Source organism: Bacillus sp. SG20033 (genome assembly GCF_044570195.1).
Lineage (GTDB): Bacteria > Bacillota > Bacilli > Bacillales > Bacillaceae > Bacillus > Bacillus subtilis.
In genome coordinates this window covers 3,105,542-3,121,573 of the sequence record NZ_CP172606.1, presented here as the reverse complement: position 1 = coordinate 3,121,573, position 16,032 = coordinate 3,105,542, and the positions used below count along the sequence as shown (strand labels likewise).

Sequence of the window (16,032 nt, the reverse complement as noted above, 5' to 3'; positions counted from 1 at the left end):
AAACAAACATGGCACAAATCATCAAAATTCATGATTATATATCGAGATATGAGCTTGATCCGTACCATTATATCAACCAGTTTGTACGTCTGAAAAAAGAGCGCTGGCTTTCACTAGTAGAAGCAGCGGAGCGCCAGCATGAAGAAAGGCAAGCTAGTGCTGAAGAACCGGAACCGGTGCAGAAACGAAAAAAATTTTCATTGAAAAGAAGAAAAGAAGAGATAAAAGCCGATATACAAGAAGAGAGACACCAATGGTTTGAGGACGAAGAAGATATTCATGTAAGGCTCCCGAAGAGCAGGGTGGCGCTTGCTTCTTTTTATAAAAGACATTTATATGATTTTCAGCTCAAATGGGCAAGCTCTACTCTTTCAGAAATATCTCAACTCTCAAACCAGGTGAAGCAGGACCGCATTTTGCGTTATCTGACCCAGCAGCTGCCTGATTCTTATTTTATTATGTATAAGCCTGTGCTGAAAATTCAGCAGGCGGCGGTTGAATTAAGCATTGTGATTATTTCTCCTCTGGAAATTTATTGCGTTTCTTTTTTAGAGGCTGAGGAAGACAGTGTCTACATAGGGTCTAAAAATCGTTTTTGGGACAAGAAAACAGCCTCTCAGACTGCATCAGTGTTAAATCCAGGGCTTAACCTGTTTCGTACGGACTCGGTTGTGTCGAAGATCGTAAAGGAAAAACAGGCTGAGATTCCGGTTCGAAAATTGCTTCTGAGCAGAACGTCGTACATCGATTACCCGGAGCCGCCATACGGCTTAGAAATAGCGGATAAGCGGAGCGCGGAAGAATGGATTGAGCGGCAGAAGAAAAACACTGCTCCGATCAAACATCATCAGGTAAAGGCTGCAAAGGCTCTATTGTCTTACTGCATGTCTGACTCCTATCGCAGACAGGAGTGGCTGGAGTAAAAGAGAACGATTTGAGCGGTTTTCTCATAACATAAGCAGGTGAGAAAGATGAGCCATTGGTTTTTTATTATTAACCCGACAGCAGGACATCGAAACGGCCTGCGTGTTTGGAAGTCCATTCAAAAAGAATTGATCAAACGAAAGGTTGAGCACCGTTCATTTTTAACTGAACATCCGGGACACGCCGAGGTGCTCGCCAGACAGATTTCAACGATACAAGAATATAAGCTGAAGCGCCTGATCGTCATTGGCGGAGACGGAACCATGCATGAAGTTGTCAACGGGCTGAAAGATGTTGACGATATTGAGCTGAGCTTTGTGCCGGCGGGCGCGTATAATGATTTTTCGCGAGGATTCTCTATTAAAAAAATCGATCTGATACAGGAAATCAAGAAGGTAAAGCGCCCGTTAACAAGAACCTTTCATTTAGGGAGCGTCAATTTCCTTCAGGATAAATCACAGATTCTTTATTTTATGAATCATATCGGGATCGGGTTTGACGCATATGTCAATAAAAAGGCGATGGAATTTCCGTTGAGACGGGTTTTTCTTTTTCTCCGCCTTCGATTTCTGGTGTATCCGCTTTCTCATTTGCACGCTTCGGCAACCTTTAAGCCGTTTACGTTAGCTTGTACGACGGAAGACGAGACGCGCGAATTTCATGATGTCTGGTTTGCCGTTGTATCCAACCATCCGTTTTACGGGGGAGGCATGAAGGCGGCGCCCCTAGCAAATCCGCGCGAGAAGACATTTGATATCGTAATCGTTGAAAACCAGCCGTTTTTGAAAAAATATTGGCTTTTATGTCTCATGGCATTTGGAAAACATACAAAGATGGATGGCGTTACGATGTTTAAAGCGAAGGACATTACGTTTTACACGAAGGACAAAATCCCGTTCCATGCTGACGGTGAAATCATGGGCACTACCCCGTTTCGTCTGGCATCTAGTCCTTCACCCCTAAGAATCAAAACATAAACGTGTTTGGAGGAGAGAGCTTCCGATGGTCAGCATTCGCCGCAGCTTCGAAGCGTATGTCGATGACATGAATATCATTACTGTTCTGATTCCTGCTGAACAAAAGGAAATCATGACACCGCCGTTTCGGCTTGAGACAGAAACAACAGTTTTTCCTCTGGCTGTCAGGGAGGAATACTCCCTTGAAGCAAAATACAAGTACATCTGCGTATCCGACCATCCTGTGACATTTGGAAAAATCCATTGCGTCAGAGCATCCAGCGGCCACAAAACGGATCTCCAAATTGGCGCGGTCATCCGGACGTCTGCGTTTGATGACGAATTTTATTATGACGGAGAGCTGGGCGCCGTTTATACCGCGGATCATACCGTATTTAAAGTATGGGCGCCTGCTGCAACCTCAGCTGCTGTCAAGCTTTCACACCCCAATAAAAGCGGGCGCACATTCCAAATGACTCGGTTGGAAAAAGGCGTCTATGCCGTTACGGTCACAGGTGACCTTCACGGATATGAGTATTTGTTTTGCATCTGCAACAATTCAGAATGGATGGAAACCGTTGACCCGTATGCAAAGGCTGTGACTGTAAATGGAGAGAAGGGCGTCGTCTTGCGCCCGGATCAAATGAAATGGACTGCTCCTCTTAAACCATTCTCACACCCTGTGGATGCCGTCATCTATGAGACGCATCTTCGCGACTTCTCCATCCATGAAAACAGCGGCATGATAAACAAGGGAAAATACTTAGCGCTGACGGAAACTGATACACAAACCGCAAATGGCAGTTCTTCGGGACTGGCGTATGTAAAAGAGCTTGGTGTTACACATGTGGAGCTTCTGCCGGTGAATGATTTTGCCGGAGTTGATGAAGAGAAGCCGCTTGATTCATACAATTGGGGATATAACCCGCTTCATTTCTTTGCCCCGGAGGGAAGCTATGCCTCAAACCCTCATGATCCTCAAACGAGAAAAACAGAGCTGAAACAAATGATCAATACCCTGCATCAGCACGGTCTGCGAGTCATTCTGGATGTTGTTTTTAACCATGTGTATAAGAGGGAGAATTCCCCCTTTGAAAAGACAGTGCCAGGTTATTTTTTCCGGCACGACGAATGTGGGATGCCATCAAACGGCACCGGCGTTGGCAATGATATTGCATCAGAAAGAAGGATGGCAAGAAAATTCATTGCGGATTGCGTGGTCTATTGGCTTGAAGAATACAATGTTGACGGCTTCCGCTTTGATCTCCTCGGCATTTTAGATATTGACACCGTGCTTTATATGAAAGAGAAAGCAACTAAGGCAAAGCCTGGCATCCTACTTTTTGGAGAAGGATGGGATCTGTCTACACCGCTGCCGCATGAACAGAAAGCTGCTTTGGCGAACGCGCCAAGAATGCCGGGCATCGGTTTTTTTAATGATATGTTTCGTGACGCTGTAAAAGGGAACACCTTTCACCTTATGGCAGCAGGGTTTGCGCTCGGCAGCAGTGAATCAGCACAAGCTGTGATGCATGGAATTGCCGGGTCTTCCGGATGGAAGGCATTAGCACCGATTGTTCCGGAACCAAGCCAGTCCATCAATTATGTCGAATCACACGACAATCACACCTTTTGGGATAAAATGAGCTTCGCGCTTCCTCAAGAAAATGACAGCCGAAAGCGAAGCAGGCAAAGGCTTGCAGCCGCAATTATTTTGCTTGCCCAAGGGGTGCCGTTTATTCACAGCGGTCAGGAATTTTTCCGGACGAAGCAGGGAGTGGAAAACAGCTATCAATCCAGTGACAGCATCAACCAGATCGACTGGGATCGCCGTGAAACATTCAAAGAAGATGTTCACTATATCCGCAGGCTGATCTCGCTGAGAAAAGCGCATCCTGCATTCCGTCTTAGGTCCGCTGCAGACATCCGGCGCCATCTTGAATGCTTGACGCTAAAAGAACACCTTATCGCATACAGGCTTTATGATCTTGACGAGGTTGACGAATGGAAAGATATCATTGTTATCCATCACGCGAGTCCAGACTCCGTCGAGTGGAGGCTGCCAAACGACATACCTTATCGGCTTTTATGTGATCCATCAGGATTTCAGGAAGACCCGGCAGAAATCAAGAAAACGGTTGCAGTAAACGGCATCGGAACGGTTATCTTATATTTAGCATCAGATCTTAAGAGTTTTGCTTGACGAAGTTTGTGCTATAGCGCTAAAATTTAAAGGACGGCTATTGATTAGCATATGAGACTCTCAATAGCTGTCTTTTTTATTTTCATACGATTCGTACGAAAAAGGCATTCGCTGGATAGACTAGAAACGATTAGCCTTAATTCTAAAATATTTTAAGAAATGATGGGTTGAACATTGATATGAACTGGTTGGGACAATTACTAGGTAGCGATTGGGAGATCTTCCCCGCCGGAGGAGCTACAGGAGATGCATATTATGCGAAACATAACGGGCAGCAGCTTTTTTTAAAACGTAATAGCTCACCTTTTTTAGCTGTTTTATCCGCCGAAGGCATTGTTCCGAAGCTGGTTTGGACAAAACGGATGGAAAATGGGGACGTCATTACGGCCCAGCACTGGATGACCGGCAGAGAGCTGAAGCCTAAAGACATGAGCGGACGGCCCGTTGCTGAATTGCTTCGTAAAATACACACATCAAAAGCCTTGCTGGACATGCTGAAGAGACTTGGAAAAGAACCGCTGAACCCGGGGGCTCTTTTGTCTCAGCTGAAGCAGGCTGTATTTGCTGTGCAGCAATCTTCGCCGCTGATTCAAGAAGGGATCAAGTATTTGGAAGAACACCTGCATGAAGTGCATTTCGGTGAGAAAGTCGTTTGCCATTGTGATGTCAATCATAATAACTGGCTATTGTCTGAAGACAACCAGCTGTATTTAATTGACTGGGACGGCGCCATGATCGCTGATCCGGCGATGGACCTCGGGCCTTTGCTGTACCACTACGTCGAAAAGCCAGCTTGGGAGAGCTGGCTGAGCATGTACGGCATAGAGCTGACAGAAAGCCTTCGGTTGCGAATGGCTTGGTATGTGTTATCTGAAACAATTACTTTCATTGCCTGGCATAAAGCAAAAGGCAATGACAAGGAATTTCATGATGCAATGGAAGAGCTGCATATCCTTATGAAACGAATTGTTGATTAATCAGGAATACGAATCCATTTGCTCTACCCATTGAGACAGGCTGTTCTGATGCTCTTGTATGTGTGAGTCGATGGATTTGGACGATATTCCTGATTGGCTGTAGCGGTAAACATCTTCAAGCACGTTTTTGAAATTTGAATCAAGCTCGGTGTTTGCCATCAGTGATTTAATCACACGCTCAAGCTGCTCGTACTCTGCGACTGTTCCGCAGCAGTCCAATTGATGGTCAGTCAATATATCCTTCAATAAATGAACTTGATGCTCATAATGTAAACCCATAACGGTACACATCCCTTCAGTATCATACGGGTTAAATTGTTCAAAACAGAGCGTTTTTATACATGTGAAAGGAGTGTTCCAGCAGACGGGACCCTCTTTTTTTATGCGCTCGGCCTTAAGAGAGATACACTGGAAAAACGAGCTTGCGGGTCTTTTTAATTCATGGTATGTTGTTAGTCGAAATAATAGATAGAGGTGTCAATCATATGAGAATGCGCCACAAGCCTTGGGCTGATGACTTTTTGGCTGAAAACGCAGATATTGCCATCAGCAATCCTGCTGATTATAAAGGGAAATGGAACACAGTGTTTGGCAACGACAATCCGATCCATATCGAGGTTGGTACAGGAAAAGGCCAATTTATTTCTGGTATGGCCAAACAAAATCCCGACATCAATTATATTGGTATTGAGTTATTTAAAAGCGTCATCGTGACAGCCGTCCAAAAAGTAAAAGACAGCGAAGCGCAGAATGTAAAGCTTCTGAATATAGATGCGGACACGCTGACGGATGTGTTTGAGCCGGGGGAAGTGAAACGGGTCTACTTGAACTTTTCTGATCCTTGGCCGAAGAAACGGCATGAAAAACGCCGCCTGACATATTCCCACTTCCTCAAAAAATATGAAGATGTAATGGGCAAAGGCGGAGCGATTCATTTTAAAACGGACAACCGAGGTTTGTTTGAGTACTCTTTGAAGAGCTTCTCTGAGTACGGCCTCCTGCTGACATACGTCAGTCTCGATTTGCATAACAGCAATCTGGAAGGCAATATTATGACAGAATATGAAGAAAAATTCTCTGCACTCGGCCAGCCGATCTATCGGGCTGAGGTTGAATGGAGAACGTAAAGACAGACTCTGACAGGAGTCTGTTTTTTTTATGGGCCGTTTGCTACCATGATGACAGGGGGGATGAAAATGGAAACAATGAAAATTGGAAACATCACGTTGACCTGGCTTGACGGAGGCGTGACGCATATGGACGGAGGCGCCATGTTCGGCGTTGTGCCAAAGCCGCTTTGGTCTAAAAAATATCCAGTCAATGAAAAAAACCAGATTGAACTAAGAACAGACCCTATTTTGATTCAAAAGGATGGGCTCAATATCATCGTTGACGCCGGAATTGGGTCCGGCAAGCTGACTGATAAACAAAAACGAAACTATGGCGTGACACAAGAGTCGAATGTGAAACCCTCATTAGCTGCACTCGGATTAACGGTTGCCGATATAGATGTGATCGCAATGACACACCTTCATTTTGATCATGCATGCGGTTTAACGGAATATGAAGGTGAACGGCTCGTCTCTGTCTTTCCGAATGCAGTGATTTATACATCAGCTGTTGAATGGGACGAAATGCGCCATCCGAATATCAGGTCGAAAAATACGTATTGGAAAGAAAATTGGGAGGCTGTAGCTGGCCAAGTCAAAACCTTTGAAGACACCTTAACGATCACAGAGGGTATTACACTGCATCACACCGGAGGCCATAGCGACGGACACAGTGTCCTGATATGCGAGGATGCAGGTGAAACTGCCGTACATATGGCAGATCTGATGCCGACACATGCCCACCGCAATCCGCTATGGGTGCTGGCTTACGATGATTATCCGATGACCTCTATCCCGCAAAAGCAGAAATGGCAGGCGTTCGCAGCAGAAAAAGACGCTTGGTTTATTTTTTATCATGATGCCGAATATCGCGCGCTTCAATGGGATGAGGACGGAAGCATCAAAGATTCAGTCAAGCGAATGAAGCAATAGCATATTTTTATGTTTACCCTGCATGTTTTCCGGCTAATAATGCAAACCTAGTACTAATTATGCTCAGAAAGGAAGAGGCAGGGTGAAACAATTCAAAGTAACAAACGAAGGAGACATTCAAACAACATTAAGAGGCCTTGAAGTGCTCTCTGTTCCTTTTTTGAACAAAGGTGTTGCTTTTACTGAGGAAGAAAGAAAAGAACTTGGTTTAAAAGGCTTTCTGCCGCCCAAGGTATTAACAATTGACGATCAGGCGAAAAGAGCGTATGAACAATATTCCGCACAGCCTGACGATTTGAGCAAAAATGTCTATTTAACTGCGCTGCACGATCGGAATGAAACGCTGTTTTACCGCCTGTTAAATGACCATTTAGGGGAAATGCTCCCGATTGTCTACACACCGACAGTCGGAACGGCAATCCAGAGATACAGCCATGAATACAGAAAACCACGAGGGCTCTATCTGTCAATCGATGACCCGGACGGTATGAAAGAAGCATTTAAACAGTATAAAGATCAAAGCGATACGATCGATTTAATTGTTGCAACTGATGCAGAAGGAATTTTAGGAATCGGTGACTGGGGCGTCGGAGGAATCGCGATTTCTATTGGCAAGCTGGCGGTTTATACAGCGGCTGCGGGCATTGATCCGAGCAGAGTGCTGGCTGTTGTTTTAGATGCGGGGACAAATCAGGAGAGCCTCTTGAACGACCCGCTTTATGTCGGCAACCAGCATTCCAGAGTGCGCGGCGAACGCTATGACCAATTTATTGACGACTACGTTGCGCTGGCGAGAGAAACATTTCCGAATGCATTGCTGCATTGGGAGGATTTCGGGGCGAAAAACGCGCGAAGCATTTTGAAACGCTATAAAGACAAAGTGTGTACCTTCAATGATGATATCCAAGGAACTGGCGCTGTTTCTTTGGCCGCAGTCTTATCCTGTGCAAAAGCGTCTAAAGTTCCGCTGAGAGATCACAGAGTTGTTATATTCGGAGCGGGAACGGCAGGAATCGGAATTGCCGAACAGCTGCGGGAAGCATTGGTGCGCGAGGGACTGAGTGAAGAAGAATCATACAAGCGCTTCTGGTGCATAGACAGGAACGGGCTGTTAACAGATGATATGGATCAGCTTCTTGATTTCCAAAAGCCGTATGCTCGTTCGGCTGATGAAGTGAAGGATTATCAGCGGAACGGAGACGGCGGAGGCATTGATCTTCTTGAAGTGGTCCGGCAGGCGAAACCGACGATCCTGATCGGCACATCTACGGTTTCCGGCGCTTTCACTGAAGAAATTGTAAAAGAAATGGCGTCACATGTAAAACGGCCGGCGATTTTGCCAATGTCAAATCCGACAACTCTTTCTGAAGCAAAGCCGGAGGATTTAATCGAATGGACAGAAGGCCGTGCGCTGATCACGACAGGAAGCCCGTTCCCGCCAGTTGAATATAACGGAGTTACGTATCATATCGGGCAGGCAAACAACGCGCTTGTCTTCCCTGGTCTCGGTCTTGGAACGATTGTTACCAAATCAAAATTAATTACCGACGGCATGTTTGAAGCATGTGCCCGGGCAATCGCAGGTATGGTCAATGTCGGGGTGCCTGGCGCGCCGATGCTTCCGAAAGTTGAAGATTTGCGCACTGTTTCGGCAACCGTTGCGGTTGAAGTCGCAAAAACCGCGATTAAGGAAGGCGTTGCTACGGAAGAGCCTGAAGACATTATACAGGCAGTGCAGGATGCGATGTGGTATCCGGTATACAAACCGATTCGCGCGATATAATTAAAAAGAGCCGCTGCGTTGGCAGCGGCTTCTATTTTTTGCTTGTCCGGTGTTAAGAGGCGATTGTATCAATGACATCAACAATTTCTCCCGTTTTCGCATCCACCATGACTTCATACTGTTCTAATTCTCCGAAAGCTGATCGTGTAATGCCGGTTTTGTATACCTGTACCGTTTCTCCGTTAATATTGTAAGGCTCCGGCTGGGTGTAAATCCATGATCCGTCAATCGGGCCCCGCTGCTTAAAAGCAGATTTTACAATTCGAAGCGCTTTTTCTGAAGAAATATAAGGCTTCATCACACATTGTTTCACAACGACAGCCGTACAAATTCCAAGTCCTGCTCCTAAAAGAAGATGACGCAATTTCAAAATAAAGCACCTCCTGGTTGATCGTACTTTTCATTATACAGAAACAGCCAAATCCTGTTAAGCAATACGCGGCTGATCGAGCAGATTGGGTCAGGGTGCTTGGAAAACTTCATTGTTTCTAATAAAATAAAAGGACTACATAGAAATGAGGGGAAAACATGAATCAAGAAACGAAAGCGCTTTTCCAAACACTGACGCAGCTTCCCGGCGCGCCGGGCAATGAGCATCAGGTTCGTGCTTTTATGAAGCAGGAGCTAGCCAAATATGCCGATGACATCGTTCAGGACAGACTGGGAAGTGTTTTCGGAGTCAGACGAGGCGCAGAGGACGCACCGAGAATTATGGTAGCCGGGCACATGGACGAAGTCGGCTTCATGGTGACATCCATTACAGACAACGGGCTGCTCAGATTCCAGACGCTCGGAGGCTGGTGGAGCCAGGTTTTGCTTGCGCAGCGGGTTGAAATTCAAACAGATAACGGGCCGGTTCCGGGGGTGATTTCAAGCATACCGCCGCATTTATTGACAGATGCGCAGCGAAACCGTCCGATGGATATCAAAAACATGATGATCGACATTGGAGCGGATGATAAGGAAGACGCCATCAAAATCGGCATTAAACCGGGACAGCAGGTTGTGCCTGTTTGTCCGTTTACGACGATGGCGAATGAAAAGAAAATTTTATCAAAAGCATGGGATAACAGATATGGATGCGGCTTAAGCATTGAACTTCTGAAGGAATTACACGGTAAAGAGCTTCCGAATACACTCTATGCGGGTGCAACGGTTCAGGAAGAAGTAGGGCTAAGGGGCGCGCAGACGGCTTCTCATATGATTAAACCGGACTTGTTTTTCGCCCTTGACGCCAGCCCGGCAAACGATATGAGCGGAGACAAAAATGAATTCGGCCAGCTTGGAAAAGGCTTTTTGCTGCGCATTCTTGACAGAACGACAGTCATGCATCGCGGAATGAGGGAATTCGTTCTTGATATGGCTGAAACGCATGATATTCCATATCAATATTTTGTATCCGGCGGGGGAACAGACGCAGGCAAGGTTCATATTTCGAACAGCGGTGTGCCGTCAGCGGTTATCGGAATATGTTCCCGCTATATTCATACAAACGCTTCTATCATTCATATTGATGATTATGCTGCTGCTAAAGAAATGCTCATCAAACTTGTAACAGCCTGCGATAAGCAGACGGTGGATGCGATTAAAGAAAATATGTAGGTTTCATAAAAGCTTGTTGAACGAGCAGTAAGCCCGGATCGACAAGCTTTTTTCTTATTCTGTTTCAAATAGATAGGAAAGGGCCTTAATGGCTTGGTTAACGGTTTCAACCGTAATATTCGCTTTATTGGAAAGCTCTTTTAAAGGATGGTGGAGCGATTCCGGCCGGATGATAATCAGGGGTTTTCCTTTTGCGATCGCATATGATGCATCCATTGCCGTGTTCCACTGTTTGTACTTTTCGCCAAACAGGGCGATCACAAAGTCTGCTTTATTCATCAGGACGGCGGTTCTGAAGTTGTTGATGTCAGAGGCTTTGTCATCCTTTAAAACGGCATTTGGCTGTACGCCCATAATTTCTTCACCAATATTGTCTGAGCGGTCATGATTCTCCATCGGGCCAACAAACGTAATCGGCAGTTTCAGTGATTTTGTTTTCTCTTTGATTTCCTCGCGCCAATTGCTGTGGATTTCTCCTGCTAAATAGACGATAAACTCCATATTAAAAATCCCTCCTTATGTATGTCCATCTGTAAATTTTACCCTCATGTACACGATGTTAAACGAAACGAGCTTGATAATGCAAATAAAATATGATAATGATAATGGGAAAGCCAATCTTACATACTCATTCGTTGCATATAAGTGGTTTTGTCTCAAGCAGTTTGGTATGATCCAAATGGACGAGTATCGATAAAAAACATGTAAGAACATAAACAACTGGAGGGATATGAAATGAAAAAAATTGAATCAACTCAAGAGCTGGAAAAAGCGGTAAAGGATGATTGGTCTGTATTTATGTTTTCAGCCGATTGGTGCCCGGATTGCCGTTTTGTAGAGCCTTTCCTGCCTGAACTGGAAGCGAATTTCCCTGAATTCACTTACTACTACGTAGACCGTGACAAATTCATTGATACATGTGCAGAGTGGGAAATTTACGGAATCCCAAGCTTTGTGGTGTTTAATGAAGGAAAAGAAGTAAATCGTTTTGTGAGCAAAGACCGCAAAACAAAAGAAGAAATTGAACAGTTTTTAACAGACTCTCTCGCTAAAGCGTAAAGGAGGACATCGGTTTGAAAATGACCTCAAGGAAGCTGTCAGATATACTGAAGCAGCGCCTTCAGCACGAGAATCGCTCCTTTCTGTTTGACAGAGAAAAAGACACCCTCCGTGTTGAGGATCAAACGACTAAAAAAGGGATTACACTCGATTTGCCGCCGATTATTGCAAAATGGGAACTGAAAAAAGACGAAGCCATTGATGAGATCGTGTACTATGTCTCCGAAGCGATGACGGCAATGGAAGGGAAGGCTCAGGAAATGACCGGGAAAGAAACTCGCATTTATCCGGTCATCCGCTCGACTTCCTTCCCGGACAAGTCCAGCGAAGATATCCCGCTCATTTATGACGATCATACCGCAGAGACAAGAATTTATTACGCGCTAGATCTCGGGAAAACCTACCGTTTAATTGACCAGCGCATGCTTGAGAAAGAAAACTGGACAAAAGAGCGGATCAGAGAGACGGCCGCATTTAATCTCCGTTCCCTGCCGACGGTTGTCAAAGAGGATACGGTTGCCGGCAATTACTTTTATTTCTTCAGGGCAAACGACGGATACGATGCAAGCCGGATTTTGAACGAAGCGATCTTAAATGAGTATAAGCAGCATGCAGAAGGGGAGCTGGCGATCTCTGTTCCTCATCAGGACGTTTTGATTCTTGCTGACATCCGGAATGAATCGGGGTATGATATTCTAGGACAAATGTCGATGAGCTTCTTTGCAGGCGGCACCGTCCCGATTACCGCCCTATCATTTTTGTACAATGAAGGAAAGCTGGAACCGGTGTTTATCCTGGCAAAAAGCCGTCCGAAAAAGGATTAGAAAGGATTTTACTTATGAACGCTTTTTATAATAAAGAAGGTGTGGGAGACACGCTTCTGATCTCTCTTCAAGATGTGACACGCGAACAATTAGGCTATGAAAAACACGGCGACGTCGTCAAAATTTTCAATAACGAAACAAAAGAAACAACTGGCTTCAACATTTTCAACGCGTCTTCTTACTTGACCATTGATGAAAACGGCCCTGTTGCGCTCTCAGAAACATTCGTGCAAGATGTGAATGAGATTTTAAACAGAAACGGCGTTGAAGAAACATTAGTCGTTGATTTATCTCCGAAGTTTGTTGTGGGGTATGTAGAATCAAAAGAAAAACATCCGAATGCGGATAAATTAAGCGTATGTAAAGTCAACGTAGGAGAAGAAACGCTTCAGATCGTCTGCGGCGCGCCTAACGTTGACAAAGGCCAAAAAGTTGTCGTTGCCAAAGTCGGTGCTGTGATGCCTAGCGGACTTGTCATTAAGGATGCAGAGCTTCGCGGCGTTCCGTCAAGCGGGATGATCTGCTCAGCGAAAGAGCTTGATTTGCCGGATGCCCCTGCTGAAAAAGGAATTCTTGTGTTAGAAGGAGACTATGAGGCGGGAGACGCATTTCAGTTTTAGACTCCCATAAATCCGCTAAAAAAAACGAATCATGTGAAAAGCCGCTAAGCCCTTGTTTAGCGGCTTTGTTTCTGCTGATAGCTTAATCTTTTCTGGGCCGACCAGCAGTGGTATACTAAAAACCGTCCCAGAAAACTATAAGGGAGTTAGAGATAAATTATGAGTTGGCTTCATAAATTTTTTGATTTGTTTTTAGGCGAAAGCGAAGAGGATGCTGAACGGGAGACAAAACCCGCTCAAATTCCGCAGCAACAAGAAGTACATCATCCTGAAGGACAATTAAAAAGATTGGAAGATCCTAAAATATATTATGAATATCCAAAAGGCAAATTTCGTTTTCCAGTCGTGCCTGACGGATACAAAAATCATGACCTGAGAAGGCGCCGCACCCCATCGGACGAACCGAAATCCGCGCCTCGTCCAAGTGCTGCACCTTACAGAGAGCGTCCCAGAAATGAAGAAGAGCAGCATACATATCAAGCATCAGAGCCGGCGAAGAAACCGTTTAAACCGACAAATATCCCTTCGCCTGTCTATGGATTCAATCAAAAACCATCTGTTAAAAAGGATGTGCCGAGAAAGCCTTCTGAAACATTGAACGAACCGGATAAATCGGTAAAAGAGAAGGTAACACTGCTGTCAGAAGAGATCGAACGTGAACGCGGCTATCCTGCTTCAGACACACAGGCGCATTCCAAAAAAGAAAGTCCTTTCTTCCCGGATACCCAATTTGAAAAAAAGCCTTCTGGCGTTTTAAACAGAAAGGATACGGAGCATGATGAGGCGCTGGCGAAACGGCCAGCCGAGCCGTCAGGTAACAAAGTGCCATTTGAGTCAGGCGTTCAACAGCCGGAAAAAGAGGAGCCTTTCTTCCCAGCTGAACATGCCGAAGAGCAAACACCGCCTGAGATGCTCACAGATACGGCGGCTGAAGGGCTTTCAGACAGTGAAGTAGGCCGCGAAGAGCCTGCAACGGCTGAGGAAGAACAAAGGGAGCAGCAGTCAGAGACATTTGAAGAGCCTGTTTTCTCCGCTGAACTTGATGAAGAGCAAACAGCTCCTGAATCTCAGACAGAGGCAGTATCTGAGGATGAAAAAGCAAAAGAGCCGTCAGACAGCCCAGTATACAATCATCATGAAAACGTGGCGGAAGGTGCTGAGTCCCCGTTCGTTCAAGAAGAACAAATGGACATTCGTCAGGAAGAGCCTTTATTTACTGATCATGAGTATTCATCAGAGGCTCTGGCTCCAGCAGAAACTGTGGCAAAAGAATCAGAAGAGCCATCAGACAGCATAATAAATAATCATTATGACATCCTGGGAGAGGCTCAGGAAACGAAGATAGATGTTCAGCCAGACAGCCATACAGAGCTTGAGAAAACTGAACACATGGAGCAGGGTTCCAAATCGTTTTCTGCAACCCTTGAAAATCGGCAGGAAATTCGCGCAGACAAACCTCGTGAAGCTTCAGAAGAGCCGAAAAAAAGGCCTGGTGTACAGGAGAAAAGGACCGAACAAAGCGCATCTTCTCAAAAAGGGCCATCCGTTCCTTTTAATGTGATGATGCTGAAAAGAGATACGCATAAACAGCAAAAAGCAGAGGAGCGCCGCGGCAGCTATGTATTTCCGAATGTTGCACTGCTTGATGTCCCGCCAGCGCAGGTTCAAGATGATACTGCGTGGATCGAAGAACAGCGTCAGCTTCTTGATTTAACCTTGAAAAACTTCAATGTCCGCGCCAATGTGGTCCATGTAACCCAGGGTCCGTCTGTCACGAGATTTGAAGTGCATCCTGAACCGGGTGTAAAGGTGAATAAAATCACCAACTTGTCCGATGATATTAAACTCAGTCTCTCAGCGAGAGATATTCGGATTGAAGCGCCGATTCCGGGGAAAAACACGATCGGAATTGAAGTGCCGAACCGCACGAGCAAGGTGGTTGATTTGCGCCAAATGATTCGCAGCTCAGCTTTCAGGACAAGCAAGTCACCGCTCACAGCTGCGCTGGGATTAGATATTTCAGGAAATCCTGTTGTTATCGACTTGAAGAAAATGCCGCATGGCTTGATTGCCGGCGCTACAGGCTCCGGAAAAAGCGTATGCATCAATACAATATTAGTCAGCCTGCTTTATAAAGCTGACCCGAGTGAGGTAAAGGTGCTGCTGATTGATCCGAAAATGGTAGAGCTGGCCCCTTACAATAAAATTCCTCACCTCGTCAGCCCTGTCATTACTGACGCCAAAGCGGCTACAGCTGCTTTGAAATGGGTCGTTGAGGAAATGGAGCGCCGCTATGAGCTTTTTGCCCATTCAGGTGTCCGCGACATTGACCGCTTTAATCAATTAACCGCTGAACACCAAATGGGTGAAAAGCTGCCATATTTAGTTGTCATTATTGATGAGCTTGCAGATTTGATGATGGTGGCTCCAAACGATGTGGAAGAAAGCATTGCGCGGATCGCCCAAAAAGCCAGAGCGTGCGGTATCCATCTTCTCGTTGCAACTCAGCGTCCGTCAGTCGATGTCATTACAGGTCTGATTAAGGCGAATATCCCAACGAGAATCGCCTTTTCTGTCTCAAGCCAGGTTGATTCCCGAACAATTATTGACATAGCCGGTGCAGAAAAGCTTCTCGGAAAAGGGGATATGCTCTTTTTGGAAAACGGATCGGGAAAACCGGTCCGTCTGCAAGGTAACTTTGTGTCAGACCGGGAAATCGACCGCGTCGTTTCCCACGTCAGAAGCCAAATGCCGCCGACCTATTTATTTGAACAAGAAGAGCTCGTAAGACAAGGATCAGCCCTGAAAGAAGAGGACGAACTGTTTTACGAAGCGTGTGAGTTTGTTGTAGAGCAAAACAGTGCGAGCACTTCAAGCCTGCAAAGAAGATTCAGAATCGGTTACAATCGTGCGGCAAGGCTTATCGACATGATGGAAGCGGAAGGCATGATCTCTGAGGCAAAAGGAAGCAAGCCTCGAGAGGTGCTGATCACAGCAAGTGATTTAATAAACGAATAATATGGGTTCATTTTCACACCAAAC

At 45.6% G+C, this 16,032-nt stretch carries 16 protein-coding genes; 13 read left to right on the top strand and 3 right to left on the bottom strand.

The features are described 5' to 3' along the window. Nucleotides 1-8: 8 nt before the first annotated feature. The 4 genes from ACFVP7_RS16500 (at nucleotide 9) to ACFVP7_RS16485 (ending at nucleotide 5,060) form a co-directional block, all read left to right on the top strand. On the top strand, nucleotides 9-923 hold the full coding sequence (locus ACFVP7_RS16500; RefSeq protein WP_338730689.1) for a hypothetical protein: 915 nt from the start codon (nucleotides 9-11) through the stop codon (nucleotides 921-923). Nucleotides 924-971: 48 nt separating this feature from the next. Continuing rightward, complete coding sequence (locus ACFVP7_RS16495) at nucleotides 972-1,901, top strand: diacylglycerol kinase family lipid kinase (protein ID WP_003229243.1); 930 nt, start codon at nucleotides 972-974, stop codon at nucleotides 1,899-1,901. A 25-nt stretch (nucleotides 1,902-1,926) separates the two neighbouring features. Beyond that, complete coding sequence (gene pulA, locus ACFVP7_RS16490) at nucleotides 1,927-4,083, top strand: type I pullulanase (RefSeq protein ID WP_396582507.1); 2,157 nt, start codon at nucleotides 1,927-1,929, stop codon at nucleotides 4,081-4,083. A gap of 179 nt (nucleotides 4,084-4,262) precedes the next feature. Continuing rightward, nucleotides 4,263-5,060, top strand: a complete 798-nt coding sequence (locus tag ACFVP7_RS16485; RefSeq protein ID WP_009967993.1) for a phosphotransferase family protein — start codon at nucleotides 4,263-4,265, stop codon at nucleotides 5,058-5,060. Here the strand turns inward: ACFVP7_RS16485 and ACFVP7_RS16480 are convergent, their stop codons facing one another. Continuing rightward, nucleotides 5,061-5,339, bottom strand: a complete 279-nt coding sequence (locus ACFVP7_RS16480; protein ID WP_003237926.1) for a YtzH-like family protein — start codon at nucleotides 5,337-5,339, stop codon at nucleotides 5,061-5,063. A 206-nt stretch (nucleotides 5,340-5,545) separates the two neighbouring features. On the opposite strand from ACFVP7_RS16480, the gene trmB reads away from it, so the two are divergent. From trmB to ACFVP7_RS16465, 3 genes are all read left to right on the top strand, one after another. Further along, complete coding sequence (gene trmB, locus ACFVP7_RS16475) at nucleotides 5,546-6,187, top strand: tRNA (guanosine(46)-N7)-methyltransferase TrmB (protein ID WP_014477684.1); 642 nt, start codon at nucleotides 5,546-5,548, stop codon at nucleotides 6,185-6,187. Between the two features lie 69 nt (nucleotides 6,188-6,256). Beyond that, entirely contained in the window at nucleotides 6,257-7,102 is an 846-nt protein-coding gene (locus ACFVP7_RS16470) for an MBL fold metallo-hydrolase (protein ID WP_183163639.1), read from the top strand. Nucleotides 7,103-7,184: 82 nt separating this feature from the next. Continuing rightward, nucleotides 7,185-8,885, top strand: coding sequence for an NAD-dependent malic enzyme (locus ACFVP7_RS16465; RefSeq protein ID WP_103803267.1), 1,701 nt, complete (start codon nucleotides 7,185-7,187; stop codon nucleotides 8,883-8,885). A gap of 52 nt (nucleotides 8,886-8,937) precedes the next feature. Here the strand turns inward: ACFVP7_RS16465 and ACFVP7_RS16460 are convergent, their stop codons facing one another. Then, a complete protein-coding gene (locus ACFVP7_RS16460) occupies nucleotides 8,938-9,255 on the bottom strand; it encodes a PepSY domain-containing protein (protein ID WP_396582501.1) in 318 nt (105 codons plus the stop codon). Nucleotides 9,256-9,413: 158 nt separating this feature from the next. Between ACFVP7_RS16460 and ACFVP7_RS16455 the strand changes: the two genes are divergently transcribed. After that, entirely contained in the window at nucleotides 9,414-10,487 is a 1,074-nt protein-coding gene (locus tag ACFVP7_RS16455; RefSeq protein ID WP_338730687.1) for a M42 family metallopeptidase, read from the top strand. 54 nt (nucleotides 10,488-10,541) lie between these two features. On the opposite strand, the gene ACFVP7_RS16450 is transcribed toward ACFVP7_RS16455, so the two are convergent. Beyond that, nucleotides 10,542-10,988: a YtoQ family protein gene (locus tag ACFVP7_RS16450; RefSeq protein WP_003229263.1), complete on the bottom strand. Its 447-nt coding sequence runs from the start codon at nucleotides 10,986-10,988 to the stop codon at nucleotides 10,542-10,544. A gap of 79 nt (nucleotides 10,989-11,067) precedes the next feature. Here ACFVP7_RS16450 and ACFVP7_RS16445 point away from each other — a divergent pair, with 79 nt between their 5' ends. The 5 genes from ACFVP7_RS16445 to sftA all read left to right on the top strand — a co-directional run bounded on the left by ACFVP7_RS16445 (nucleotide 11,068) and on the right by sftA (nucleotide 16,008). Then, nucleotides 11,068-11,184, top strand: a complete 117-nt coding sequence (locus tag ACFVP7_RS16445; protein ID WP_004399150.1) for a hypothetical protein — start codon at nucleotides 11,068-11,070, stop codon at nucleotides 11,182-11,184. Between the two features lie 38 nt (nucleotides 11,185-11,222). After that, nucleotides 11,223-11,546, top strand: coding sequence for a thioredoxin family protein (locus ACFVP7_RS16440; RefSeq protein WP_003229265.1), 324 nt, complete (start codon nucleotides 11,223-11,225; stop codon nucleotides 11,544-11,546). Nucleotides 11,547-11,560: 14 nt separating this feature from the next. Next, nucleotides 11,561-12,370, top strand: a complete 810-nt coding sequence (locus ACFVP7_RS16435; protein ID WP_009967991.1) for a DUF1444 domain-containing protein — start codon at nucleotides 11,561-11,563, stop codon at nucleotides 12,368-12,370. A 14-nt stretch (nucleotides 12,371-12,384) separates the two neighbouring features. Continuing rightward, entirely contained in the window at nucleotides 12,385-12,990 is a 606-nt protein-coding gene (gene ytpR / locus ACFVP7_RS16430) for a YtpR family tRNA-binding protein (RefSeq protein WP_076458270.1), read from the top strand. A gap of 159 nt (nucleotides 12,991-13,149) precedes the next feature. After that, nucleotides 13,150-16,008: a DNA translocase SftA gene (gene sftA / locus ACFVP7_RS16425; RefSeq protein WP_338730686.1), complete on the top strand. Its 2,859-nt coding sequence runs from the start codon at nucleotides 13,150-13,152 to the stop codon at nucleotides 16,006-16,008. The last annotated feature ends 24 nt before the right edge of the window (nucleotides 16,009-16,032 follow it).